This is a genomic window from Polynucleobacter sp. MWH-Braz-FAM2G, assembly GCF_018687635.1.
Lineage (GTDB): Bacteria > Pseudomonadota > Gammaproteobacteria > Burkholderiales > Burkholderiaceae > Polynucleobacter.
Window position 1 is genome coordinate 137,643 of the sequence record NZ_CP061300.1, and the last position, 24,745, is coordinate 162,387.

Genomic DNA, 24,745 nt, shown 5'->3' on the forward strand with positions numbered 1-24,745 from the left:
GTATTTATTTCAGTGAATTAAATTTCTTCTCAATATCAGTGATTTGAACCGCCCCAGGAAAGCGACTGCCATCAGTAAAAAATAAAGTGGGGGTGCCAGTGATGCCATATGTTTTGGCAAACGCCAAATTTTTATCTAGAGGTGCATTGCACTCACCTTTACCACTTGGCGCAACACCATTGACCATCCAGTCAATATAGGATTTGTAAGGATCAGAGGAGCACCAAATTTGTTTAGACTTTTGTGCCGAATCAGCAGATAAGATCGGTATTAAATAAGTGTAGATAGTGACGTTATCTAATTGTTGTAATGATTTTTCTAGGCGTTTGCAGTAACCACAGTTAGGGTCTGAAAAAACCGCTAATTGACGACTGCCATTACCGCGAACATTCTTAATAGCATTCGCTTGGTTTAGCTCACTCCATTTAATACGGTTAAGGTCTGCCTGTCTTTGTTCGGTAATATTTTTACCGGTAGAAAGATCAATGATTTCACCTTGAATAAGATACTTTCCTGAGGCATCAGTATAAAAAATATCATTGCCCACCAATACTTCATAAAGACCTGATACGGGTGCTGGAGAAACACTTTTTACTTTTGCATTAGTGCCTAGTTTTTTTTGGATTTCAGTTTTTACTTGTTGCTCTTGTTGAGCATGAAGTGGGCTTACGCAAATGAAAGTTGCCCCGATAAATGCAATTGCAGTTAACAATTTATTCAAAATCAATTTCTCCCAAAGCGCGTTCAATCAAGTGCTGTTTTATAAAGTGGCTTTTATTTACAAGACCTAATCCCCAGTTACGAAGTTGGCGTTCTGTATTGCTGGTCGCAGAAAACAATTTCTTTAGTTTGTCAGTGACCCACAAAAGTGCGCTTGTGTCTCCCTGCCGTTGACGTTCATAACGTCGCAGTAATACTAGATCATTAGGTTGGCGAAAGGGTTCTCTTTTGCTCAAAGTATTCAGCAGTACTGCTACATCTCGTAAACCCAGATTGAGGCCTTGTCCAGCTAGTGGGTGCATGACGTGTGCTGCATCTCCGATCAATGCTACTCTCGGAGAAGCTTTGGGACCGATAAAACGTTGGGCGCGAATTTTTCTTAAAGGGAAGGCAGCTGGTGTTGAGTTCAGTGTGAGTTCGCCTAACTGTTTTGGAATTGCTCCATTGGCAATAGATGTAAATTGATCTAACCATTGCGCTTGAGTTAACTTTAATAAATCTGCAGCATGCTCAGGAGAAGTAGACCAAACCATCGAAACTTGCTTCCCTGGTAAAGGCAGCATGGCAACAATATCACCGCCTGGTAAAAACCACTGAAAGGCGGTTTCCAAATGAGGATAGGTGCAAGTCCAGTTTGCAACTACAGCGCTTTGTGAATAACTTTCTTCGGTGGTGCTAATACCAAGTTCATTGCGAATTGGAGAGTTCGCACCATCTGCTGCGATCACTAGTTTTGCACTGAGTGTTCCACCGTTTTTTAGGTGCAGGGTGGTTTTTTCAGGATCAACATCAATCTTTTCTACGGCATCACTGATTCGTTCCAATTTATTTTGAAAACGACAAGCCTGATCAATTGTGTGCTCAATTAGGTTGGATTCGCCAATCCAGGCTAATTGAGGTGTTCCCGCTTCAAATGCTGAAAGGTGAAGGCAGTCCTCTTTTCCACCCCTGTCACCATAGATTCGCATATCTCTGACCGTCTGCAGTCGATCATGATCTATTGCGTCCCAAATTTGTAGGTGGGCTAATAATTTTTGGGTGCTGGGAGAGAATGCATAAATTCTCTGGCCCCATTGATTGCCTTGTGGGCTGGGGATGGTTTGTCCCAAATCAGGGGCAATCTCTATTGTCTGAAAACCTTGCTGTGCAAGACCTAGGGCGCATGCCTTGCCCACAATGCCTCCGCCGACCACAATCACGTCCGCGGTCCGGTTTTGGGGGTGTGGGGTTAAAGGTTTGGAGGGGTGTTTAGTGTGAACTTCTGACATAACTCGATGATATCGAAACAAGCACCTTTACAATACGGGTATGTCTTTGAAATGTGGCATCGTCGGCCTGCCTAATGTCGGCAAATCTACCCTTTTTAACGCGCTTACCAAAGCTGGAATCGCTGCGGAAAACTATCCTTTCTGCACGATTGAGCCCAATGTAGGTGTTGTTGAGGTCCCTGACCCACGTTTAGCCGCATTGGCTGAAATCGTGAAGCCTGAGCGCATACTGCCTGCAGCTGTCGAGTTTGTCGATATTGCGGGTTTAGTCGCTGGGGCATCAAAGGGTGAAGGCCTTGGAAACCAGTTTTTGGCGAATATTCGTGAAACGGATGCCATTACCCATGTAGTGCGGTGCTTTGAGGATCCAAACGTCATTCATGTGGCCGGAAAAATCGACCCAATTGCAGATATTGGAGTAATTGATACTGAATTGGCTTTATCTGACCTAGGAACGGTTGAGAAAACATTGAACCGCTCTAGTAAGGCGGCTAAGTCCGGTAATGACAAAGAGGCAGCGGCCTTGGTAGCAGTGCTTACCAAGGTTCAAGCCCATTTGGATTCTGCCTTGCCAGTCCGAAGTCTGAATCTTAGTGATGATGAAAAGCTATTGATCAAGCCCTTGTGCTTAATTACCGCCAAGCCTGCAATGTATGTTGCGAACGTGAAGGAAGACGGCTTTACTGATAATCCGCACCTCGAGGCTGTCAAACGACATGCCGCAAAAGAAAATGCCCCTGTCGTAGCAGTGTGTGCTGCCATTGAGGCCGAGATAGCGGACTTAGATGATGCTGACAAAGTTGAGTTTTTGGCCGATTTGGGCATGGATGAGCCAGGCCTAGATCGCGTTATTCGGGCAGGCTATTCATTGTTGGGTTTGCAAACTTATTTCACCGCCGGCGTGAAAGAGGTTCGCGCATGGACTATTCGTGTAGGTGATACCGCACCTCAAGCAGCCGGCGTTATTCATACTGACTTTGAGCGTGGTTTTATTCGTGCCCAGACTATTTCTTACGATGACTTTGTAAAGTTTAGGGGTGAGGCGGGCGCTAAGGAGGCTGGCAAGATGCGTGCAGAGGGTAAGGAGTACATTGTTAAAGACGGAGATGTCTTGAATTTCTTATTTAATGTGTAAGCCAACTCAGCTTGTTAATCAAAAAAGCCCTGAAAAGGGCTTTTTGTTTATATATAACTAAATCTTTAGTGCTTAGGCTGTTTTGACCGCTTTTTCTAGGCACTTAGAGAGTTCTTCATAGCGTTTCAGAGCCATCTTAGTGGGCAGTACTTCCTTTTTTCGACCGTCTACATTGGCTGCCATTTTGATGTAACCCATAGCGCTTAGATTTTTAAGGCGCCCATGTAAAGTAGCTTGCGAACCTAGCTCAGTAAGTGATATTAAATCGCCTACTAAGATAGGTTGATCGGCATGAGCGCAAGCAACAATCTTATCAAGCAAGCCTTCCTCAATACAGTCCAGCTTTTTACCAGGATTGATTCGATCTAGTGCGTCAATTAAGTTAAGAAACTTAATATAGGGAGAATTTTGTGAAGTTGGCATATAAATGATGGCTATCTAGTACAGGCTTTTAAGCTAGTATGAGTGTATTACTAGTACCCAGTAATAGCAATTGATGAGCGTCAATCAAAAATAAATCTATTAATTCCAATGTCTAAATTATTCAATACTTCTTTGGAGTGGTTTCTAGGATGTGTTATTAGTTTTTTAGCGTACGGACTACTCTTTTATTTCAATGAGTGGCTTACAAATCAATTAGTTTTTAGTTTGGGAGTGAACTGGATTTATCTTCCTGCAGGCTTGCGATTATTTCTGACATTGATTTTTGGATTTCCTGGGGCGCTTGGAATTGGTATTGCTTCCTTTTTAATTAGCTATTTTGGCGCTTTCTCTCATGATTTGACGGTGTGTATAGGTATTGGGCTCATTTCTGGATTTGCGCCTTACTTGGCCAGAATTTTTGTTTTGAGCAACCTTAGTCTTGAGCCTGACTTAAGTAATCTAAATTTCCCCAAGGTTGTTGCTTGCATTTTAATTTATGCCTTGCTCTCGGCAGGTTTGCATCAATGGTGGTTCTCTACGATGGGACTAGAAAATGCTGGTGGCTTGAATCATTTTTTTGTGATGTTTATGGGTGACGTCCTAGGTGCATTACTACTCATTTCGCTAATTAAATATTGCTTAGATCTATTAAAAAAATCTAGGAGAACAGCTCACTAAGTGCTTCACCTGGATTTGGAGCGCGCATAAAAGCTTCGCCGACTAGAAAGGCGTTAACTTGATTATTGCGCATGAGTTCTACATCGGCTCGACCTAAAATTCCTGATTCAGTTACCAAGGTCTTATTGTTTGGAACCATTGGTAAAAGCGATAGAGTGGTTTGTAGCGTCACCTCAAAGGTTTTGAGATTGCGATTATTGATGCCAAGAAGTGGCGTTTTAAGCTCTAGTGCTTGTTCTAGCTCTGGAGCGTTGTGAACTTCAACCAGAACATCCAATCCGAGTTCATGGGCGCACGCTTCAAGTTCCTTCATCTGGTTGAGCTCTAAACACGCCACAATTAATAAGATAGCATCAGCGCCAATTGCACGCGCTTCATAGACCTGGTAAGGATCTATAGTGAAGTCTTTGCGCAATACTGGAATGTGGCAAGCAGCTCGGGCTTGTTGAAGATAATTATTGCAGCCCTGAAAGTAATCGACATCTGTTAGGACTGATAGACAAGCAGCTCCATGTTTTTCGTAGGATTGAGCTATATCAGCGGGCACAAAGTTATCACGTAATATTCCTTTGCTAGGACTTGCCTTTTTGATTTCTGCGATAACGCCAGCCTTGCCAGCAAAAATCTTTTGCTCAATCGCACGAATAAAGCCCCTTGGCTTCAGGAGCGGGTCTAAATTATTGGCTTCCGCTTGCTCACGTTGATTAGTAAGGGATAAACGCTGAAGACAGTTGGCAACTTCTAGCTTTTTGGTTGCAACGATTTTGTCGAGGATATCGCTCATGAAGAATGATTTATTTTGATTGAGTTGCTGCAACAAATGCATCCAGCTTTTGACGAGCGGCTCCAGAATTAATGGCTGATTTAGCCAAAGAAATACCGCTGGCGATATCTGGAGCTATTCCAGCCACATAAAGCGTAGCTCCCGCGTTTAGGCAGACGATGTCACTTGGTGACCCAGATTTTCCATCAAGTACATCCAGCACAATTTTTTTAGACTCTGCGGCATTAGCCACTTTAAAACTGCTGGTTGGGGCTGGAGTTAAACCGAAATCTTTTGGATGAATTTCATATTCACGAACTATGCCGTCTTTTAGTTCGCCCACTAGGGTTGGTCCTTCTAGGGAGATCTCGTCAAGACCATCGCGACCATAGACTACTAGCGCATGTTCCATGCCTAAGGCTTGTAATACGCGAGCCTGAATGCCTACAAGATCAGCATGAAATACGCCCATCAAAATGCGCTTAGCGTCAGCGGGATTGGTAAGAGGACCTAGGATATTAAAGATAGTACGCACACCGAGCTGTTTACGAATTGGCACCACATTTTTCATTGCTGGATGATGATTGGGAGCGAACATAAATCCTGCTCCTATGGTGGAAATACAACGAGCCACTTGATCAGCGGATAGCGCTAGATTAACGCCTAATGCTTCTAATACATCGGCGCTACCTGATTTGCTGCTGACGCTACGGTTGCCATGTTTAGCAATCTTTGCGCCAGCACCAGCAGCAACAAACATCGCCGCTGTTGAGATGTTAAAGGTGTGCGCTCCATCTCCACCAGTACCCACTACATCAACTAAATGACTACGGTCTTCTACATGTACCGAGGTCGCAAACTCACGCATCACTTGCGCGGCAGCTGCAATTTCCCCAACAGTTTCCTTTTTGGTGCGCAATGCCACTAACAGGCCTGCCACTAACTCCGGTGCCATTTCACCACTCATGATCAGGCGCATCATATCCGTCATCTCATCATGAAAGAGTTCGCGATGTTCAATGCAACGTTGCAGGGCTTCTTGTGGAGTGATTGGCATAGCTCTCGTGATTAAACAGTTATTGATTTTGCAAAAAATTCTTTAGTAGGGCGTGTCCATGCTCAGAAAGAATTGATTCTGGATGAAATTGCACGCCCTCGACAGCAAGATCGCGATGACGTACGCCCATGATTTCTCCATCAGAAGAAGTCGCAGTAATCTCTAGCGATGAGGGTAATGAGCTTCTCTCAATCGCTAGTGAGTGGTAGCGAGTCACTTTGAATGGGTTGGGGAGGTTTCTAAATACTCCCAGTCCAGTGTGATGAATGCTGTCAGTTTTGCCATGCATGACTTTTTGGGCGCGAATCACTTTGCCGCCGAATGCCTCACCAATCGCTTGGTGTCCTAAGCAAACCCCCAGGATCGGAATTTGACCAGCATAACGTTTGATGGTTTCAACGGAAATTCCAGCCTCAGCAGGACTGCATGGGCCTGGAGAAATGCAGATGCGTGCTGGGTTGAGCTTGGCAATATCCTCCACAGCAATTTCATCATTACGAAATACTTTCACTTCCTCGCCTAGCTCAGCAAAATATTGCACGAGGTTATAAGTAAAGGAGTCATAGTTATCAATCATTAGGAGCATCGAGTCCTCCTTGCACTAAATCGGCAGCAGTCAAAACTGCACGTGCTTTTGCTTCCGTTTCTTTCCACTCAGCCGTTGGGTCTGAATCAGCGACTACACCAGCGCCAGCTTGAGAATGCAACATCCCATCTCGGATAACTCCAGTACGTATAGCAATTGCTACATCCATATCTCCCGAGAAGGAGAGATAGCCTACTGCGCCACCATATACACCACGTTTCACAATTTCCATTTCATCAATGATTTCCATTGCTCGGATTTTAGGCGCCCCCGATAAAGTCCCTGCTGGAAATGTTGCGCGTAGTACATCCATATTGCTCATATTGTTTAAAAGATCACCCTCTACTGAGCTGACGATGTGTTGAACATGTGAGTACTTTTCAATGGACATCGAGTCAGTTACCTTGACCGAACCAGTTTTGGCAATTCGCCCTACATCATTACGCGCTAGATCAATTAGCATCACGTGCTCAGCGATTTCTTTGGGGTCTGCCAAAAGCTCTTTAGCTAGTCGCTCATCTTCCTCGGGGTTTGCACCGCGAGGACGTGTACCTGCGAGTGGGCGTATCGTCACAATCTTCTCGGAGGCTCTTTTTTCTTGGCGCACCAAAATTTCTGGGGATGAACCAACGATCTGCATGTCCCCAAAGTCATAGAAGTACATATAGGGCGAAGGATTGAGTGAACGCAATGCACGGTAGAGTGCTAATGGTGAATCGGTGAATGGTTTGCTAATCCGTTGCCCAATAACTACCTGCATACAATCACCAGCCAAAATATATTCTTTGGTTTTTAAAACAGCTTGCTCAAAATCTGCCGCTTTGAATTTGCGAATGAGATCAGTCTTAGTGCTTGGTAAAGATGGCGGCATTTGCGCTGGTTTCGCAAGACATTTAAGTAATTCTTTTAACCGATCTTGGGCATTCTCAAATGCATTTGGAGTAGTAGGATCTGCATAAATAATGAAGTAGATTTTTCCAGCAACGTTATCAATGACTGCCAATTGCTCAGTCAACATGAGTTGAATATCTGGAACGCCTAATTCATCTGGAAGTTGGTGATTGGCTAAGCGAGATTCGATATATCGTACGGTGTCGTATCCAAAGTATCCTGCGAGACCACCACAAAAACGTGGCATACCAGGCTGCAATGCAACCTTAAAACGATTGAAATATTTATCTACAAAGTCGAGAGGATTGTCGGTATTAGTTTCTACAACTTTTCCATCGGTGACGACTTCATTGATTGGAGAGTGAGGAGTTCCAACCGCTCTTACAATTGTTCGAGCAGGTAATCCAATAAAGGAGAAGCGCCCAAAACGTTCCCCACCTAAAACGGACTCCAATAGGTAAGTATTTTTCTGACCAAATGTTTGACTGAGTTTGACGTAAAGAGACAGTGGAGTTTCAAGATCCGCTAATACTTCTTTAACCAGTGGAATACGATTGAAACCCTGTTTTGCCAGAGCATTAAATTCTTCGCGCTGCATTACGATCTTCCTGACTTTTTTAGTTCAGTGCGCATTGCTGCAATCACTTCAGCATAGTTATCTTTTCCGTAAATTGCAGAGCCCGCAACAAAAGTATCTGCGCCTGCTTGGGCAACGGCTGCAATATTGTCAGTCTTAATTCCGCCATCTACTTCAAGACGAATGTGTCGCCCTGTTTCAGCCTGATGAAGATCTAAGCGTTCGCGTACTTGAGTAATCTTGCTAAGGGTGCTTGGAATAAATGATTGACCACCAAATCCTGGATTGACAGACATAAGTAATACTAGGTCTAGTAGATCCAAAGTATGGTCAAGATGATCAAGAGGTGTTGCTGGATTTAGTACTAAACCGGTTTGACAACCTTGATCTCGAATTAAATTTAATGTGCGATTAACGTGAGGGCTCGCCTCGGGATGAAAGCTAATTAAATTAGCACCCGCTTTGGCAAAGTCAGGAACGATCCGATCGACCGGCTCGATCATCAGGTGCACATCAATTACGGCAGGCTTGCCATTTTTATTTGCGTAAGGGCGAATAGCCTCACAGACCAAGGGGCCAATTGTGAGATTCGGCACATAGTGGTTATCCATCACATCAAAGTGAATCCAGTCGGCCCCAGCTTTTAAAACGTCCTGAACCTCTTTGCCTAGGCAGGCGAAGTCGGCAGACAAAATAGATGGAGCAATGACAAATTGACTGTTTGAGGATGATTTTTGACTTTCCATCCCTAGATTCTAGCTTGCAGTTGACCTTAGGATGGAGCAGAATTCGATCATGAATCCTCACGAAATGAGCATTACGGTCAAAGCCCAGTATCTTCCAGAGCAATCTGACCCCGATAATCGCCAATTTGCCTTCGCTTATACCGTCACCATCCGAAATACGGGGGCAGCCAGTATTCAACTGATTGCGCGCCATTGGTTCATTACTGATGGCGATAATGATGTTCAGGAGGTGCGAGGTTTGGGGGTGGTTGGTCAGCAACCATTACTTCGCTCAGGAGAGCATTTTGAATACACCAGCTGGGCTACTTTGCCTACCCCAGCCGGAACGATGCGTGGAGAGTATTTTTGTGTAACTGAAGATGCCCAATTCTTTCAGGCCCCAATTCCAGAGTTTGCTTTAGTGATGCCGCGTACTTTGCATTAATGTGGGGTCCCTGAAGCTTTATTTTTTGCCTTTTCCCGTCCAAAGAACAATAAATAATAAAAGCCCCAAAGCAACAGCGCCTTCAAATGCAAACAGTAGCATTGGGTATTCATCGAGTAAATTAGCAATCATGATTTTTAAATTTAAGTTATTGCTAACTAGTGTATTCCTTATCTTGTTAGCCAGTTTAATTGGTGGATGCTCTGTTCCTCCCACTCGTAGTGCTGGTTCTCGCTCTGGCAGTTCGGGTGCCGCTCCATCGAGCTATAGCTCTCCTATTGCAAGTTTTAGTGCTGTTTCTTGGCAGGCTTTACCAGGATGGCAAGAGGATGATATGACTCAGGCATGGCCAGCTTGGTTAAAGAGTTGCGACGCTTTGCGCAAAAAAAATAGTGAAGTAAATTGGCGCCAAGTATGCGCTCAAGCAGGTAATGTTTCTGGTGGTGATATTCAGTCAATTCGTAAGTATTTTGAAAGTAATTTTCAGGCCTATGAAATTCGTACGAGCTCTGGAAGTGATACAGGCTTAATCACTGGTTATTACGAGCCTGTGATGAAGGGTTCGCTGACTCGAACAAGTACTTATAGTATTCCGCTTTATGGTTACCCTAATGCGTGGCGCAAATCGAAACCTAATCCAGCTCCAAGCCGTGCTGAACTGATGAGTTCAGGTGTTTTGCAGGGTTCTGAAATCGCGTGGGTGCAGGATCCTGTGGCTGCGGCGTTTATGCAAATTCAAGGTTCGGGAAAAATTCGCCTTGAAGATGGTCGGACTATTCGTCTTGGCTTTGCGGGGACCAATGACCAACCCTTTAAATCATTTGCACAATGGCTCTTGGATCGTAAAGAAATTACCCGCAGTGAAGCGACGATGCAGGGCATATCGCAATGGGCTAAACGTAATCCTGGCCAAGTGAATGAAATGCTTAACGCCAACCCACGTTTTGTGTTCTTTAAAGAATTGCCAGGAAATGTAGCGGCAGATTTAGGTCCCAATGGAGCCCTTGGTGTGCCATTAACTAGCGAACGCAGTATTGCAGTTGATTTACAGGCCTTGCCAATAGGGGCACCAGTATTTTTGGCAACAACTAAACCGCTAAGCAGTCAGCCTTTGCAAAAACTAGTAATGGCGCAGGACACTGGCAAAGCAATTGTTGGTGGTGTACGAGCTGATTACTATTGGGGATCGGGAGATTCTGCTGGAGAGATGGCTGGTCGCATGAAGCAGAATGGTCGAATGTGGTTGCTGCTTCCCCGCTAGTTAGTTTTTTCTAAGAAACGTTGAGCTAGTTTGACCCAATAGCTCACGCCTACTGGGATCAATGCGTCATTGAAATCATAAGAAGGGTTATGCAAATGGCATGGGCCCATACCGTGACCTACCGAGCGATGATCACCATCACCATTGCCCAAAAACACATAGCAGCCGGGTTTCTCTAGCAACATAAATGCAAAGTCTTCCGCACCCATTGTGGGGTCGATGGATTCATTTACATTTTGTTTGCCAACTAGTTCACTCATCACTTCAGTAGCAAATTTCACTTCTTCGGCATGATTAATGAGCGGTGGGTAATTTCTTGAGAAGGTGATTTCGGCTTTGCAATCAAAAGCGCTTGCAACACTGTGAGCGATTTCTCGAAGGCGTTGTTCGATGAGGTCGAGTACTCCTAAAGTAAATGTGCGTACCGTTCCGCCAATAAACGCGCTATCAGGAATGACATTGCTTGTTTCGCCCGCATGAAATTGCGTGATGGATAAAACTGCGGCATCTACAGGGCGCTTATTGCGCGTGATGATGCTTTGCAATGCCAGCACTATTTGTGCTCCAGTCAATACTGGGTCTGCGCTATTGTGAGGTAATGCCGCATGCCCACCTTTGCCTGTGATGGTAACTTCAAAAGCATTGCTTGACGCCATCATTGGGCCAGGCGTCACACCAAAATGGCCCTCTGCTAAGCCGGGCCAGTTATGCAATCCAAATACAGCGTCGCATGGAAAATCTTTGAAAAGACCATCATTAATCATTTCTTTGGCGCCCGCACCACCTTCTTCGGCTGGCTGGAAAATAAAAATTACCGTACCTTTGAAATCACGATGATTCGATAAATATTGTGCGGCACCCAATAGCATGGCGGTATGGCCATCATGGCCACAAGCATGCATCTTTCCAGGATTTTTTGAAGCATGAGCAAAGTTGTTGTGCTCTTGTAAGGGCAGTGCATCCATATCGGCGCGCAGACCAATCATCTTGCCTGGTCCTAGGTCGCCATCCAAACGACCAACCACCCCAGTTTTACCCATGCCACGATAAACAGTAATACCCCAGCTAGAAAGCGCTTCCGCAACTAAATCGGATGTGCGATTTTCTTCGAAACGCAGTTCAGGGTGCGCATGAATATTGCGTCTAATTTCCTGAATGGTTTCTGCTGAGTCAGTAATTTCAGAGAGTAAATGCATATCTTCATCTTATCCGAAAGTCTATTAATTTGCCTCTTTTGGGGTGAGGGCTATTAATTAACTCTTCGGTAGTTGAATGTGCTGTGCAGCAAAATTTAGAGCTTCAATTGAATACGGGCTATTGGGTGGCTTGCGCAGCTCTTCAGGTAGGGGCGGAACACATCCTAAAAAAGGTGCTGAGATTCTAGTTTTTAGAGTCCGAAGATTTTCTTGTAGAAATGGCATTTCTTCGGACAGGGAATTTGCTATCCATCCCACAAACTTCAAATTACGCAACTTAATAGCTTCATAGGTTAGCAGGGCATGATTAATGCAACCTAATTTCATGCCCACCACTAGAATGATCGGCAAATCAATTTCTTTTGCAAAACTACTCAAATCTTCATGATCATTTAAGGGAATGATTAAGCCGCCGGCACCCTCAACCACCACGCAATCTGCCTGATCTTGAATCTTTTGAAAGGCCTTTGCCATTACATCCCTTTTTAATAGCAAACCTTGTTGAATGGCAGCTAGATGAGGCGCTGCGGGTGTTTGCAACACATAGGGGCATATATTCAAGTCATCAGAATTTAGATTTGATGCCACCCTTAAAGTTTCTATATCTTCATTGAAGATTTCGCCATCTGGGTTGGTATAAGTGCCAGCCACGACCGGTTTAAAACCAAGGGTCTTAATTTCTCGCTCGCGTAATTTCAGTATTAGCGCACCAGCTACTAAAGTTTTACCAATTTCAGTGTCGGTGCCGGTTACAAAAAACCCTTTGGGCTTATTCATGATCCGCCCTTTGAATGACTGTTTGCTCAATTTTTTGTAGAGTTGAAATGAGTAGGCGCAAATCTGCTTCACTGTGATTTGCTGAAAATGTAATACGTAATCTGGCGCTTCCGCTAGGTACGGTTGGTGGGCGAATGGCCGGAATCCAGTAACCTGCCTCATCTAATAATTTGGCTGCAAGTAAGGCATTGGCGTTGCTACCCAAAATTACAGGTTGAATAGCGGTGCAGGAGGGGACTTTTTCCCATTGAGAAAAATGCATCTCTTCCTGCCATATCTTAATTAATTTATTTAAATGAGAGCGACGACTACTTCCTTCGAATCCATGAATTATTTCTAGGCTCTTTGAGAGGGTGTGTGCGATTGCGGGTGGAGTAGCTGTGCTGTAAATAAAGGGACGCCCCTTTTGTATTACCCATTCAATCAATGTTTGTTCTGCGCAAACAAAAGCACCGCTAACTCCTGCCGCTTTTCCAAGAGTGCCGATATACACAATTCGATCAGAACAAATATTTTCTTGTTCCAAAATGCCGTGACCATTTTTTCCTAATACGCCAAAACCATGTGCATCATCTATCAATAGCAATGCGTCATATTTTTGAGCAAGCCCCAATAATTTTTTAACGGGAGCTAAATCACCATCCATACTAAAGACTCCATCGGTGACAATAATCTTTAGGAGGTTTTTATCCGTTTTAAGTGTTTCATTTAATGTATCGAGTTGCGTATGGTCGAACAAGGTGACATTCGCTTTTGTTTGAGCAGTCGCCAAACGAATGCCATCAATTAAGGATGCATGATTTAACCTTGCTGAATAAATGCTAGTAGCTCCATGAGGCGCAAGTTTTACCAAAGAGGTGATAGCGGTAATATTTGCAAGATACCCTGTGCTAAAAAATAACGCGCGTGCATTTGGTATATGGTCTTTTTGAAATGTTGCCAGTTCTTTTTCTAGGGCCTCGTGTGCGACGCTGTGACCACTAATTAAATGCGAGGCACCACTACCAACCCCATATTTTTGACCGCCTTCCGCAAGTGCTGCAACCAAATCGGGATGATTAGCCAGCCCTAGGTAGTCATTGCTACAGAATGTTTTTAGTTCTCGCCCTTCAATCGTAGCTTTTGTATCGCACGGAGATTCTGTTGCTCTTAATGTTCGTTTGAGTAATTGCGATTCAAGTTTTGCAAGTTGCTCATGCGCCAAATGCAAGGCTTTAAATGAGTTCGTCATGCCAATGTTTTCTTAAGTGCGTCTTGCACTGAGGTGCCTAGTTGCAAAGTTTCGCTCGGAGACAAAATGTATGGAGGCATCACATAGATGGTGTTACCTATAGGCCTAATCAACACCCCTCCTTCTAAGCCGTTAGCAAACATTTCTCGAGAAAATGTTTTAGGATTTTTTAAGAAATCATTTTTGACATCAAATGCCAAAATCATTCCTTGCTGGCGCCAATGTTCAATTCGCAAATCACTCTTTGCCCACGCAAATGCATTGGCTAAATCATTAGAGCGCTCAATATTTTTTTCCAACACTTTGTCAGTGGCAAAAATATCTAGACAAGCGAGTGCAGCAGCGCAAGCCAATGGATTTCCAGTGTATGAATGAGAATGTAAAAATCCTTGCTGAGTTTGATCGCCATAAAAGGCTTGGTAAATTTTGTCGGTAGTAAGACAAAGAGAAAGTGGCAGGTAGCCACCGCTTATGCCCTTAGAGAGAGTTAAGAAGTCTGGCCAAATGCCTGCGTGTTCGCATGCAAAAAATTTGCCGCTTCGACCACAGCCTACTGCAATCTCATCCGCAATTAAATGTACATCGTAACGATCGCACAGTTCCCTTACCAGTCGAAGATACTCAGGTGAATGCATCGCCATTTGTCCGGCACATTGCACTAGCGGCTCAACGATGATGGCGGCAATATTGTGGTGCTCTTTTGCAAATAACTTCTCAAGTTCTTTTGCCGCATTTTTGGCGACGCCTTCTGCGCTTTCGCCAGATTTTGCTTTACGTGCATCGGGCGAAGAGACGGTGAACACATCTTGTAATAGCAACCCATATGCTTCACGAAAGATGGCAACATCAGTTACCGCTAATGCGCCAAGTGTCTCGCCGTGATAACCGTTCTCGAGACATACAAATTTTTTCTTTTGTGTTTGACCATTGAGCTGCCAATAGTGATGACTCATCTTTAGTGCAATTTCAACTGCAGAGGCGCCATCAGAGGCGTAGAAGGCATGTCCTAAATGATGATGAGTTAATGCAGAAAGTTTTTCAGATAGCTCCACAACGGGGGTATGAGTAAAGCCAGCCAACATCACATGCTCAATTTTTTCTAATTGCGCAGTGATTGCTTGATTGATGCGTGGATTTGAATGGCCAAATAAATTTGTCCACCATGAACTAATTGCGTCAAGTAGCGCATGGCCGTTTTCGTCGTATAGCCAAGCGCCTTTCCCTTTTGAGATGGCAACTAGCGGAAAGGACTCATGCTGTTTCATTTGTGTGCAGGGGTGCCAAACGGTGGCGAGACTGCGATCGACGAGCGGAGTTTGATTTAAATCAGAAATAACCTTCATGTTTGATATTTGAACACTAGTTTTTCCAAATTTAGGTCTGTATCTGTTATGTTTATGCCTTGAATCTACCTAATTTCTGGAATTTGCCCATGCAGGACGCTCAAACTGTTGAAAAACCCTTAACCCAATTTAAATCAAAGGCTGATTTGCACCAAGGGGCAAATGCTGAAATTGGGGCGTCTGGAGAGTGGTCAGTTGCTCAAATTGAGGCTTTATTTGCCCTGCCTTTTAACGAATTAATGTTTAGGGCCCAAGAAATCCATAAAACTTACTTTCCTGATGGTGATGTCGAATTGGCAACCCTGTTGTCCATTAAGACTGGCGGATGTCCTGAGGATTGTGGTTACTGCCCTCAAGCTGCTCGCTATGACACTGATGTCAAGGCTGAAAAACTCATGGGCCTGGAAGAGGTGTTAGAGGCCGCCAAAGCCGCAAAAGCGGCTGGATCAAACCGTTTCTGTATGGGTGCTGCTTGGCGTGAGCCAAAAGATCGTGACATTGAAAAAGTCACTGCCATGATTAAGGGTGTTAAGGCCTTAGGTCTTGAAACCTGCGCCACTCTAGGAATGCTGGAGGCTGATCAGGCTCAAGCGTTGCAAGAAGCTGGCCTAGACTTTTATAACCATAATTTAGATACGAGCGAAGACTTTTACCGTTCTGTGATTTCAACGCGAGGCTATCAAGACCGCTTGGATACTATTTCGAATGTCCGTGCTGCAGGTATGTCAGTTTGTTGCGGGGGAATAGTGGGTATGGGCGAATCTAGAGAGCAGCGGGCGGCATTTTTGGCTCGTTTAGCTAACTTGAGTCCATATCCTGAATCAGTCCCAATTAATCACTTAGTCCCAGTGGCAGGGACGCCATTGGCTGACCAAAAGCCTCTAGATCCATTGGAGTTTGTCAGAACTATTGCGGTCGCTAGAATTACGATGCCTAAAGCCCGCGTCCGCTTATCGGCTGGTCGTCAGGAGCTTGGTAGGGCGGTTCAGGCTATGTGCTTCTTGGCTGGCGCCAATTCCATTTTTTATGGTGAGCAATTACTCACTACCGGCAATCCTGAGGCAGAGCAAGACCGTGAGCTTTTGGCTGAGCTCGGTTTAAAGACCAAACAAAGCTGTAAGGCAGAGGTTTTGGTCTAGTTTTTTTGAAATGTCTCCAATAGATCGTCTAATTCTGGAGTTTGATACTGCACTTCGATCAGTGGTCGGAGGTGCTCATGCTCAGAGACCAACCCCAGGATCTGATTTTGGGAGTAGTTTGGGGCTAGACGCAGCCGAACGTAAACATGCGGCAGGGCTGATGCGCGTAAATCACGTTGGTGAAGTCTGCGCGCAAGCGCTTTATCAGTCGCAAAAATTAGTCGCCCGAAATCCGCAAATTCAGGAGATGCTGGATCATTCCGGCCAAGAAGAGATGGACCACTTAGCTTGGTGCGAAACTCGCCTTCAAGAGCTTGGATCCCACACGAGTTATCTCAATCCAATTTGGTATGCGGGATCCTTTGCAATCGGCTTGGCAGCTGGCTTAGCGGGTGATAAGTGGAGTTTAGGTTTTGTTGCAGAAACAGAAAAACAAGTTGAGAATCACTTGGAAAGTCATCTCGAAAAATTGCCCAAAGAAGACCAGCGTTCACGTGCAATTGTTGATCAAATGCGTATCGATGAAATTGCTCATGGGCAGGCTGCAAAAAATGCTGGTGGCGTAAATTTGCCAGATCCAATTCAAAAAATAATGCAGGCGATGTCCAAGGTAATGACCACTACTGCTTACAAAATTTAAAACTGAAATACGAGTTATTTTTTTACGCTATTTCAGATTAATTTTTTTGTTATATTTTTTCATATTACTGGTTATAAATACAGTATATTTATTGATTATTAACTCAAATAGCTAAGATCTATTCTTAAGTATATTTTCCAAGCCATTGTTTCAAGAAGCTATTTTATTATTAGTATTTTCTGAACACATCACGCTAAGTGTCTGTAAACACTAGAGAAATTCCCCAAAAAACTCCTAAAAACACTTGACCCTCTTATTGCGATCCTCTAAAGTGGGAGGAAGTGTGAAAAAGTGGGGTAAATGGTGTTTCAAGGCGCGTCAGCTCTTAATTTAGATGCAAAAGGTCGTATGTCGGTACCGGCCAAGCATCGTGACGCCTTGTTGGTTCAAGGCGAGGGTCGAATTACGCTTACTAAACACCCTGATGGATGCTTATTGCTCTTCCCTCGGCCTGAGTGGGAGACCTTTCGAGCTAGGGTTGCTCAACTTCCCATGGATGCCCATTGGTGGCGCAGAATTTTTCTAGGCAACGCAGCCGAAATTGATCTTGATAGCGCTGGTCGAATATTAGTCAGCCCTGAATTACGCGCAGCTGCAGGAATTGAAAAAGAAGTGATTTTGCTTGGGATGGGCAGTCACTTGGAGTTGTGGGATGCAGCAACCTATGCAGCAAAAGAGCAGGCTGCCATTGCGCAAGGCATGCCTGAAGCACTCAAGCAATTTAATTTTTGATGACGGGGTGCCATGAACATAACTCATCGCCCAGTGTTGCTGGCCGAGGCGGTGACAGCGCTAATTGGCGGTCCGCTGATTCAAAATCAAAACGAAGTAAGCAAAATTTTGATGATCGATGGAACCTTTGGGCGCGGTGGTCATACGCAAGCATTACTCAAAGAGTTGAATTCTTCTGCAAGAGTGATTTCCTTCGACAAAGATTTAGATGCGATTGCAGTAGCCAAGAACATCCACGATCCCAGGTTGAAAATTGTGCACGACAGTTTTGCGCAGATGGATCAATACGCAGAGGCGGAGTCAGTCGATGGCATTTTGTTGGACTTAGGTATCAGTTCACCTCAGGTGGACGAGGCACATCGCGGTTTTTCATTTCGTCGCGAAGGTCCGCTCGATATGCGCATGAATACCGATCATGGCTTGACTGCAGCAGAGTGGTTAGAGAAGGCGTCACTGGAGGACATCACCCAAGTGATTAAGACTTACGGAGAGGAGCGTTACGCATTTCAGATCGCAAGAGCTATCGTTGCCAAGCGAGAGGAAGGCTTATCTCCAAAAACAACCACGCAGTTAGCAAATTTAGTTGCTAGCGTAGTGCGTACGCGTGAAGCTGGTCAAGACCCTGCTACCAGAACTTTTCAGGCATTACGTATTTTTATTAATCGCGAGTTGGAAGACTTAGAACTTGGATTAAAGGCTGCTTTGCGATTATTAAAGCCAGGCGCAAGACTGGCAGTAATTAGTTTTCATTCTTTAGAAGATCGCATAGTGAAGCAATTCATGCAGGCACATGCAAAAGTAGCGATACCTCGTGGCTTACCTGTGCGAGAAAAAGATTTACCGCAAAGTGCGCTTGCGATTATTGGCCGTATTAAGCCAAGCGATATCGAAATTTCTGAAAATCCACGTGCTCGCTCAGCAATTATGCGTGTAGCTGAAAAGCGTATCGGAGTCGCTGCATGAATCGAGCCACTTTCACTTTGCTTGCCTTGCTGTTGATTTGCGCCTTGTCCTTGGTAGCCGCTCAGCAGCGTGCACGTAAGCTATTTATTCTTCAAGAACGTGCGCAGATTGAAGAGCGACGATTAAATCAAGATTGGTTGCGCTTGGAATACGAGCAACGCAATCTTTCAAAGTCTGCAAGGATTCGCGAAGTTGCTCGCAATCAATTGCATATGTCTCCCATAACTCCTGAACGTACTTTGTATCTGAAGGAGGCTAAATGAGGCCGGTCGGATTTTCTACTACGCCCAATTTAGTCTTGCGCCTGCCAATGTGGCGGTCGCGTTTAATGCTATTCCTTTTATTCTTCGTTTTCATGATGCTTTTGCTACGCGCATTTTGGATTCAAGGGCCAGGCAATGCATTTTATGAGGCAAAAGGGGTGCGTGGTACTCAGCGCGAATTAGAGTTGCCTGCTAGCCGCGGAAAAATTTTGGACCGCAATGGCCAAGTCATTGCTACAAGTCTCGAGGCGAAATCGGTTATCGCTTATAACGACACAGTACCCGATGATTTGGCTGCTGAAAAAGTGCAGAAGCTAGCTAGTCTATTGCAAATCAGTGAAGCAGAGTTACGTAAAAAACTTAAAGAAGAGCGCAAGCAAATCTTTTTAAAACGTCAAGTAGACCCAGCTGTCGCTCAACAGATCAAGCAGTTAGAGATCCCGGGCATAGGTTTAAACAATGAATATCGTCGCTTTTACCCTGAAGGTGAAGCGATGGCTCATGTAGTTGGCTTTACAAATGTGAACGATAAAGGTCAGGAAGGCATGGAGCTTTCCCGTGAGAATGAGCTCGCAGGACATCCTGGGCAAAGGCGTGTAGTGGTTGATCGCTTGGGCCGTGTTGTTGAGGATGTTGCAATCTTGCAGTTGCCGCAAAATGGTAAAGATCTCAATCTCTCTATAGATAGCAAGATTCAGTTCTTGGCATACAACGCCGTAAAAGATGCGGTTGAAAAGCATCATGCTAAGGCTGGTGGTGCAGTTGTGCTCGATACACAAACGGGTGAGATTTTGGCTTTAGCAAATTATCCAAGCTACAACCCAAATGATCGACGGTTTTTGACGGGCGAACAACTTCGCAATCGCGTTTTAACAGATACCTTTGAGCCTGGCTCCACGATGAAGCCTTTGACAATTGCGATTGCGCTTGAAAAAGGATCTGTCAAACCAGAAACTAATATGGTGATCGGCGCGCAATATCTAGTTGGTCCGAAGCCAATTACCGATACACATCCATACGGAAACTTAACTGTTGCGCAAATTATTCAAAAGTCTAGCAATATTGGTACTGCAAAGATTGCAATGAATAATCTTTCTCCTGAAGAAATGTGGGATTTTTATACTGCAGTTGGTTTAGGTCAGGCTCCTAAGATTGGTTTCCCTGGTGCCGTTGCAGGAACAGTGCACCCATATAAAAAATGGATGCCTACCGACCAAGCGCGTATTGCTTTTGGATACGGAATCTCTGCATCGCTATTTCAAGTGGCACGTGCTTATACAGTCTTTGCTCGCGACGGAGAGTTAGTTCCTTTAACTATTGAGCGTAGCCCAGAATTTAAGCAGGGCACAAGGGTGCTCTCTCCAAAAACAGCGATTGAGATGCGCAATATGATGGAGGCTGTGACTGAGCCAGGTGGAACTGCAATTAAAGCTCAGGCTGAAGGTTTCCGTGTGGGTGGTAAGACGGGAACGGCACATAAGTTGGTTGGCAAAGGATATGGCAATAAATACCGTGCTTACTTTGCTGGTTTAGCGCCAATAAGCGCTCCACGAATTGTTGTGGCAGTAATGATTGATGAGCCTACTGGCGGAAGTCATTACGGTGGTGATGTTGCGGCTCCAGTATTCTCCACAATTGTGAGCGAAACATTGCATACCCTAAATGTTTTGCCTGATAGCAAAGTAAAGCAAATGGTTTTGCAAGATAAGAATCCAGAAGAGATTCATGTTGCTAATGCTCAAGCTCAACATGTGGTTTTGAAACGATGAGGGTGGCCTTGAAAATAGACACCAATCATTTGATTGAACATCTGCATACCTTAGCTAATTCTTCCGCTAAAGTAAGTGCGGATAGTCGCCAGATTAAAGCTGGAGATATCTTTTTTGCCTATCCAGTTGGTCATGGCAATGCATTGCGCGATGGCCGTCAATTTATTGATGCTGCTTTAGCAAATGGGGCCGCTGCAGTTGTGTTTGATTCTGCTGAAATGAGCAGTCAAATTGAAGATCATCCACAGTGCTTTGCAGTAGAGAATCTTGCAGCAAAGGCGGGCGAATTGTGTGCTCAATGGTATGGTCACCCTAGCAAAGAATTAAACATTATTGGTGTCACTGGTACCAACGGAAAAACTAGTATTACTCAGTGGCTTGCTCAAGCATTGGATGCTAGTAATCATCGCACTGCGGTTTTGGGTACTCTAGGTACTGGCTTTCCCGGTGCTTTGGTGCAGACGGGCTATACAACCCCAGACGCTCCTAAACTGCAGACTCAATTGGCAGAATTGCGTAGTGCTGGAGCAAAACAAGTGGTGATGGAAGTATCTTCACACGCACTACATCAAGAGCGAATCGCTGGAACAGATATTCATTGCGCAGTATTTACCAATTTGACTCAAGATCATTTGGATTACCACGGCAGTATGGCTGATTATGCCGAGGCAAAAGCCAAGTTATTTCAACATGCTGGTCTTGAGCATGCCGTGATCAATTTGGATGATGCCTTTGGCCGTGAATTAGCTATGAATTTATTGGCGAGAGAAGATTTGAAGGTCTGGGCATATGCATTATCACGATCGGCATTTCAAGGATTTGAAAAATTTGGTGATCGTTTACAAAGAATTTATGCAAACAACACCGTACTGAGCAGTGCGGGTTACAAATCAAGTTTTGTTTTAGATGGAGTGTTAAGTTCGGAATTACACATTCCATTATTGGGTGAATTTAATTTAAGTAATGCGCTTGCAGTGTGGACTGTTTTGCTCTCACAAGGCATGAGCTGTGATTCAGCTACGCAAAAAGTAAGCCAATTAAACCCAGTAGTTGGTCGCATGGAGTTGATTCGACTTGGCAGGCATCACAAGGCTGATGGATTATTGGCGGTTGTCGATTATGCACATACGCCAGATGCTCTCGAGAAGACTTTGCAAGCATTGCATCCGATCGCTGAACAACGTGGTGGAAAGATTTGGTGTGTGTTTGGTTGTGGTGGTGATCGTGATGTGGGCAAACGCCCTTTGATGGGCGCTGTTGCCGAGCGCAATGCCGATAACATTCTCATTACTAGTGACAATCCCCGTTCAGAAGATCCGCAAGTCATCATGCAAATGATTCGTAGTGGTATGAATACGGATTTGGCAAATGTTCAAATGATTGCCGATCGAGCTGCTGCAATTATGGCCGCTATTCGTCATGCAGATTCTCGTGACATTGTTTTGGTTGCCGGCAAAGGCCATGAGACTACTCAAGAGATTAATGGCAAGAAATTTGATTTTTCTGATCAAGAACATATTCGATTGGCAGCAGGAGGAAGTGTCTGATGTCTATCATGACAACTCTTGCTCAAGCACAGGCTATGTTGCCAAGAAGCATATTAATTAACACCACAGCAGAGTCTGCTCAGAAGCTATCTATTTCTCGAGTTGGCACAGACAGTCGTCAAATTGATTGTGATGAATTATTTGTGGCACTTGTAGGCGAGCGTTTTGATGCGCATGATTTTTTATCCGATGTAGCTAAAGCAGGCGCTCGAGCTGCTCTCATTAGTAATGCAGATAAATGCCCTGCGGACTTACCGGCAATTTGTGTTTCAGATACACGTATAGGATTAGGCGAATTAGCAAAAGCTTGGCGAGCAAGCCATCCAATTCCTCTAGCTTTGGTTACTGGTAGCAATGGTAAGACTACAGTTAAAGAAATGATTGCCTCTATTTTCAAGGCAGCAGTCGGAGAAGATCATGCTTTGGTAACTAAAGGTAATCTGAATAACGACATTGGCTTGCCTTTAACGCTATTGAAATTACGCTCTTCTGACCGGCTTGCTGTGATTGAGCTTGGTATGAATCATCCTGGCGAAACAGCTCAATTAGCTGCAATTGCACAAGCCAACATTGTTTTGATTAATAATGCCCAACGCGAACATCAGGAGTTTATGGCAACAGTGGAAGCCGTCGCCGAAGAACACTCTGATGCCATTCGTGCTTTACCAAAGGATGGAATTGCTGTATTTCCTGCCGACTCTGAATTTGTAAGTGTTTGGCATAAGGCGGCAGCTGGTCGAAAAGTAATTGATTTTGTATTAGCGTCTGGGCAAAACAAAATTTCAGCTGCTGTCACTGGAAATTTATTGAGCAATGGTCTTGTGCAAATTCAAACTGAACTAGGCGTTATCGAGGTTCAGCTAAACACTTTGGGTAGCCATAATGTGCGCAATGCTCTGGCTGCTAGTGCAGTTGGTATTGCAGCCGGTCTTGGTCTTGACAAGATTAAGTTGGGACTCGAGTCATTCTTACCAGTCAATGGGCGAATGCAAGCAAAGGCGATTGATTCGAATCACACCCTCATAGATGATAGTTACAACGCTAATCCAGATTCAGTAAGAGCTGCTATCGATGCTTTAAAGCAATCAGGTAATTTATCCTGGTTGATTCTGGGTGATATGGGTGAAGTTGGCAATCAAGGGCCAGAGTTTCATCGAGAAGTTGGTGCTTACGCTGCCGAACAGGGGGTTTCCAGATTATTTGTCTTGGGAGATCAGTCCCAGTTTGCACTTCAGGGATTTGAAGGCGTGCATAAGAATGGTGGAACAACTACATCTACTGCAAAACATTTTGTAGATATGGATAGTTTGATAGCGCAACTGAGGGATGCGCTCCATGCTCAGGCTACTGGTAGCAATCAACACTTAAATATTTTGGTAAAAGGTTCACGGTTTATGCGGATGGAGCGTGTAGTTCAAGCCTTGTTAGAGGAGGCTAAAACATGCTCTTAATGTTGGCGCAATGGTTGCAAGATGACTTTGGATTTTTCCGAGTGTTCAACTACATCACCTTTAGAGCGGTGATGGCAACGGTTACTGCTTTATTAATTGGTTTGGCAGCTGGACCTTGGGTAATTCGAAAATTAGCTGCTTTGAAGATTGGTCAGGCTGTTAGAACTGATGGACCTCAAACTCATTTAGTGAAGTCTGGTACTCCAACGATGGGTGGTGTATTGATTTTGCTTGGCATATTTATTTCCTGCATGCTATGGGCTGATCTAAGTAATCGATTTATATGGATTGTGATGATCGTTACATTTGGTTTTGGTTTAGTTGGGTGGGTGGATGACTATCGCAAAGTGGTCTACAAAGACCCTAAGGGTATGGCCTCAAGAGAAAAGTTCTTTTGGCAAACCATCATTGGTCTTTTCGCAGCAATCTATCTAGCCTTCTCTGTTTCAGAGGTGAATAACTTCAAGGTACTGCAGTTATTTTATGAATGGCTAAGAAGTGGATTTGCATTGGATCTCCCAGCTAAAACTAATTTACTGTTGCCATTCATAAAAGAAGTTAGTTACCCATTGGGTGTAATGGGCTTCATCATTTTGAGTTACTTAGTGATTGTTGGTAGCAGCAACGCTGTCAACTTAACAGATGGTCTAGACGGTTTAGTCATCATGCCGGTGATTTTGGTAGGTGCAGCCCTAGGCGCATTTGCTTATGTAATGGGTAATGCAATTTATGCAAAGTACTTACTTTTCCCTTACATTCCTGGCGCTGGCGAGCTAATGATTTTTTGTGGGGCGATGGGGGGTGCTGGATTGGCATTCCTTTGGTACAACACACATCCTGCGCAAGTATTCATGGGCGATGTTGGTGCGCTTGCATTGGGTGGCGCACTTGGAACAATTGCTGTGATTGTTCGTCAAGAAATAGTTTTGTTTGTGATGGGCGGTATTTTTGTTGCGGAAACTGTTTCAGTGATGTTGCAAGTATTTTGGTTTAAGTTCACTAAGAAACATTTTGGTGAAGGTCGTCGGATATTCCGGATGGCGCCATTACATCATCATTTTGAATTAGGTGGTTGGAAAGAGACTCAAGTAGTGGTGCGTTTCTGGATTATCACCATCCTTCTTGTCTTAATTGGCTTATCTAGTTTGAAGTTACGGTGATCCAA

General features: G+C 44.4%; 25 protein-coding genes. 13 read left to right on the forward strand and 12 right to left on the reverse strand.

From position 1 onward, the window contains the following. Positions 1-4: 4 nt before the first annotated feature. Positions 5-721 (reverse strand): DsbC family protein, encoded by a 717-nt coding sequence (locus tag FD973_RS00780; protein WP_251368792.1) that lies wholly within the window; start codon positions 719-721, stop codon positions 5-7. Beyond that, positions 714-1,988, reverse strand: a complete 1,275-nt coding sequence (locus FD973_RS00785) for an FAD-dependent monooxygenase (protein ID WP_215323763.1) — start codon at positions 1,986-1,988, stop codon at positions 714-716. Before FD973_RS00785 ends, FD973_RS00780 begins: the two co-directional genes overlap by 8 nt. Before the next feature lie 40 nt (positions 1,989-2,028). Between FD973_RS00785 and ychF the strand changes: the two genes are divergently transcribed. Then, complete coding sequence (gene ychF, locus FD973_RS00790; RefSeq protein WP_215323764.1) at positions 2,029-3,123, forward strand: redox-regulated ATPase YchF; 1,095 nt, start codon at positions 2,029-2,031, stop codon at positions 3,121-3,123. Positions 3,124-3,195: 72 nt separating this feature from the next. Here ychF and FD973_RS00795 read toward each other — a convergent pair whose 3' ends face one another. Beyond that, entirely contained in the window at positions 3,196-3,546 is a 351-nt protein-coding gene (locus FD973_RS00795; protein ID WP_215323765.1) for a hypothetical protein, read from the reverse strand. A gap of 108 nt (positions 3,547-3,654) precedes the next feature. On the opposite strand from FD973_RS00795, the gene FD973_RS00800 reads away from it, so the two are divergent. Further along, on the forward strand, positions 3,655-4,224 hold the full coding sequence (locus tag FD973_RS00800) for a hypothetical protein (RefSeq protein ID WP_215323766.1): 570 nt from the start codon (positions 3,655-3,657) through the stop codon (positions 4,222-4,224). On the opposite strand, the gene trpC is transcribed toward FD973_RS00800, so the two are convergent. The 5 genes from trpC to rpe are packed head-to-tail and all read right to left on the reverse strand — an operon-like array spanning position 4,205 to position 8,844. Continuing rightward, positions 4,205-5,008, reverse strand: a complete 804-nt coding sequence (gene trpC, locus FD973_RS00805; protein WP_215323767.1) for an indole-3-glycerol phosphate synthase TrpC — start codon at positions 5,006-5,008, stop codon at positions 4,205-4,207. The two genes, FD973_RS00800 and trpC, sit on opposite strands and share 20 nt — an antisense overlap. A gap of 10 nt (positions 5,009-5,018) precedes the next feature. Further along, entirely contained in the window at positions 5,019-6,044 is a 1,026-nt protein-coding gene (gene trpD / locus FD973_RS00810; RefSeq protein ID WP_215323768.1) for an anthranilate phosphoribosyltransferase, read from the reverse strand. Between the two features lie 19 nt (positions 6,045-6,063). Beyond that, positions 6,064-6,630, reverse strand: coding sequence for an aminodeoxychorismate/anthranilate synthase component II (locus tag FD973_RS00815; protein WP_215323769.1), 567 nt, complete (start codon positions 6,628-6,630; stop codon positions 6,064-6,066). Then, positions 6,614-8,119, reverse strand: coding sequence for an anthranilate synthase component I (gene trpE, locus FD973_RS00820; protein WP_215323770.1), 1,506 nt, complete (start codon positions 8,117-8,119; stop codon positions 6,614-6,616). The genes FD973_RS00815 and trpE overlap by 17 nt, the downstream gene beginning before the upstream one ends. Next, complete coding sequence (gene rpe, locus FD973_RS00825) at positions 8,119-8,844, reverse strand: ribulose-phosphate 3-epimerase (protein WP_215323771.1); 726 nt, start codon at positions 8,842-8,844, stop codon at positions 8,119-8,121. The genes trpE and rpe overlap by 1 nt, the downstream gene beginning before the upstream one ends. Positions 8,845-8,893: 49 nt before the next feature. Between rpe and apaG the strand changes: the two genes are divergently transcribed. Together apaG and FD973_RS00835 are read left to right on the forward strand one after the other, a co-directional pair. Further along, the gene (gene apaG / locus FD973_RS00830) at positions 8,894-9,268 is read left to right on the forward strand and encodes a Co2+/Mg2+ efflux protein ApaG (RefSeq protein ID WP_215323772.1); all 375 of its coding nucleotides are present in this window, start codon (positions 8,894-8,896) and stop codon (positions 9,266-9,268) included. A gap of 130 nt (positions 9,269-9,398) precedes the next feature. After that, positions 9,399-10,529, forward strand: a complete 1,131-nt coding sequence (locus tag FD973_RS00835; RefSeq protein WP_215323773.1) for a murein transglycosylase A — start codon at positions 9,399-9,401, stop codon at positions 10,527-10,529. On the opposite strand, the gene FD973_RS00840 is transcribed toward FD973_RS00835, so the two are convergent. The 4 genes from FD973_RS00840 to bioA are packed head-to-tail and all read right to left on the reverse strand — an operon-like array spanning position 10,526 to position 15,076. Next, complete coding sequence (locus FD973_RS00840; protein WP_215323774.1) at positions 10,526-11,725, reverse strand: M20 aminoacylase family protein; 1,200 nt, start codon at positions 11,723-11,725, stop codon at positions 10,526-10,528. The two genes, FD973_RS00835 and FD973_RS00840, sit on opposite strands and share 4 nt — an antisense overlap. A 57-nt stretch (positions 11,726-11,782) precedes the next feature. After that, a complete protein-coding gene (bioD, locus tag FD973_RS00845) occupies positions 11,783-12,502 on the reverse strand; it encodes a dethiobiotin synthase (RefSeq protein WP_215323775.1) in 720 nt (239 codons plus the stop codon). Beyond that, on the reverse strand, positions 12,495-13,733 hold the full coding sequence (locus tag FD973_RS00850; protein WP_215323776.1) for an 8-amino-7-oxononanoate synthase: 1,239 nt from the start codon (positions 13,731-13,733) through the stop codon (positions 12,495-12,497). Before FD973_RS00850 ends, bioD begins: the two co-directional genes overlap by 8 nt. Continuing rightward, positions 13,730-15,076, reverse strand: a complete 1,347-nt coding sequence (gene bioA, locus FD973_RS00855; RefSeq protein WP_215323777.1) for an adenosylmethionine--8-amino-7-oxononanoate transaminase — start codon at positions 15,074-15,076, stop codon at positions 13,730-13,732. Before bioA ends, FD973_RS00850 begins: the two co-directional genes overlap by 4 nt. An 89-nt stretch (positions 15,077-15,165) precedes the next feature. Here bioA and bioB point away from each other — a divergent pair, with 89 nt between their 5' ends. The 9 genes from bioB (at position 15,166) to mraY (ending at position 24,740) form a co-directional block, all read left to right on the forward strand. Continuing rightward, positions 15,166-16,215, forward strand: coding sequence for a biotin synthase BioB (gene bioB / locus FD973_RS00860; RefSeq protein WP_215323778.1), 1,050 nt, complete (start codon positions 15,166-15,168; stop codon positions 16,213-16,215). 10 nt (positions 16,216-16,225) lie between these two features. Continuing rightward, complete coding sequence (coq7, locus tag FD973_RS00865; RefSeq protein ID WP_215323779.1) at positions 16,226-16,855, forward strand: 2-polyprenyl-3-methyl-6-methoxy-1,4-benzoquinone monooxygenase; 630 nt, start codon at positions 16,226-16,228, stop codon at positions 16,853-16,855. Positions 16,856-17,158: 303 nt separating this feature from the next. Continuing rightward, a complete protein-coding gene (gene mraZ, locus FD973_RS00870) occupies positions 17,159-17,587 on the forward strand; it encodes a division/cell wall cluster transcriptional repressor MraZ (protein ID WP_215324651.1) in 429 nt (142 codons plus the stop codon). A 12-nt stretch (positions 17,588-17,599) separates the two neighbouring features. After that, positions 17,600-18,550: a 16S rRNA (cytosine(1402)-N(4))-methyltransferase RsmH gene (rsmH, locus tag FD973_RS00875; RefSeq protein WP_215323780.1), complete on the forward strand. Its 951-nt coding sequence runs from the start codon at positions 17,600-17,602 to the stop codon at positions 18,548-18,550. Next, on the forward strand, positions 18,547-18,813 hold the full coding sequence (ftsL, locus tag FD973_RS00880) for a cell division protein FtsL (protein ID WP_215323781.1): 267 nt from the start codon (positions 18,547-18,549) through the stop codon (positions 18,811-18,813). Before rsmH ends, ftsL begins: the two co-directional genes overlap by 4 nt. Then, complete coding sequence (locus tag FD973_RS00885; protein ID WP_215323782.1) at positions 18,810-20,582, forward strand: penicillin-binding protein 2; 1,773 nt, start codon at positions 18,810-18,812, stop codon at positions 20,580-20,582. The genes ftsL and FD973_RS00885 overlap by 4 nt, the downstream gene beginning before the upstream one ends. After that, positions 20,579-22,129: a UDP-N-acetylmuramoyl-L-alanyl-D-glutamate--2,6-diaminopimelate ligase gene (locus tag FD973_RS00890; RefSeq protein ID WP_215323783.1), complete on the forward strand. Its 1,551-nt coding sequence runs from the start codon at positions 20,579-20,581 to the stop codon at positions 22,127-22,129. Before FD973_RS00885 ends, FD973_RS00890 begins: the two co-directional genes overlap by 4 nt. Then, the gene (murF, locus tag FD973_RS00895; protein WP_215323784.1) at positions 22,129-23,580 is read left to right on the forward strand and encodes a UDP-N-acetylmuramoyl-tripeptide--D-alanyl-D-alanine ligase; all 1,452 of its coding nucleotides are present in this window, start codon (positions 22,129-22,131) and stop codon (positions 23,578-23,580) included. Before FD973_RS00890 ends, murF begins: the two co-directional genes overlap by 1 nt. Then, positions 23,571-24,740, forward strand: coding sequence for a phospho-N-acetylmuramoyl-pentapeptide-transferase (gene mraY, locus FD973_RS00900; RefSeq protein ID WP_215323785.1), 1,170 nt, complete (start codon positions 23,571-23,573; stop codon positions 24,738-24,740). Before murF ends, mraY begins: the two co-directional genes overlap by 10 nt. The last annotated feature ends 5 nt before the right edge of the window (positions 24,741-24,745 follow it).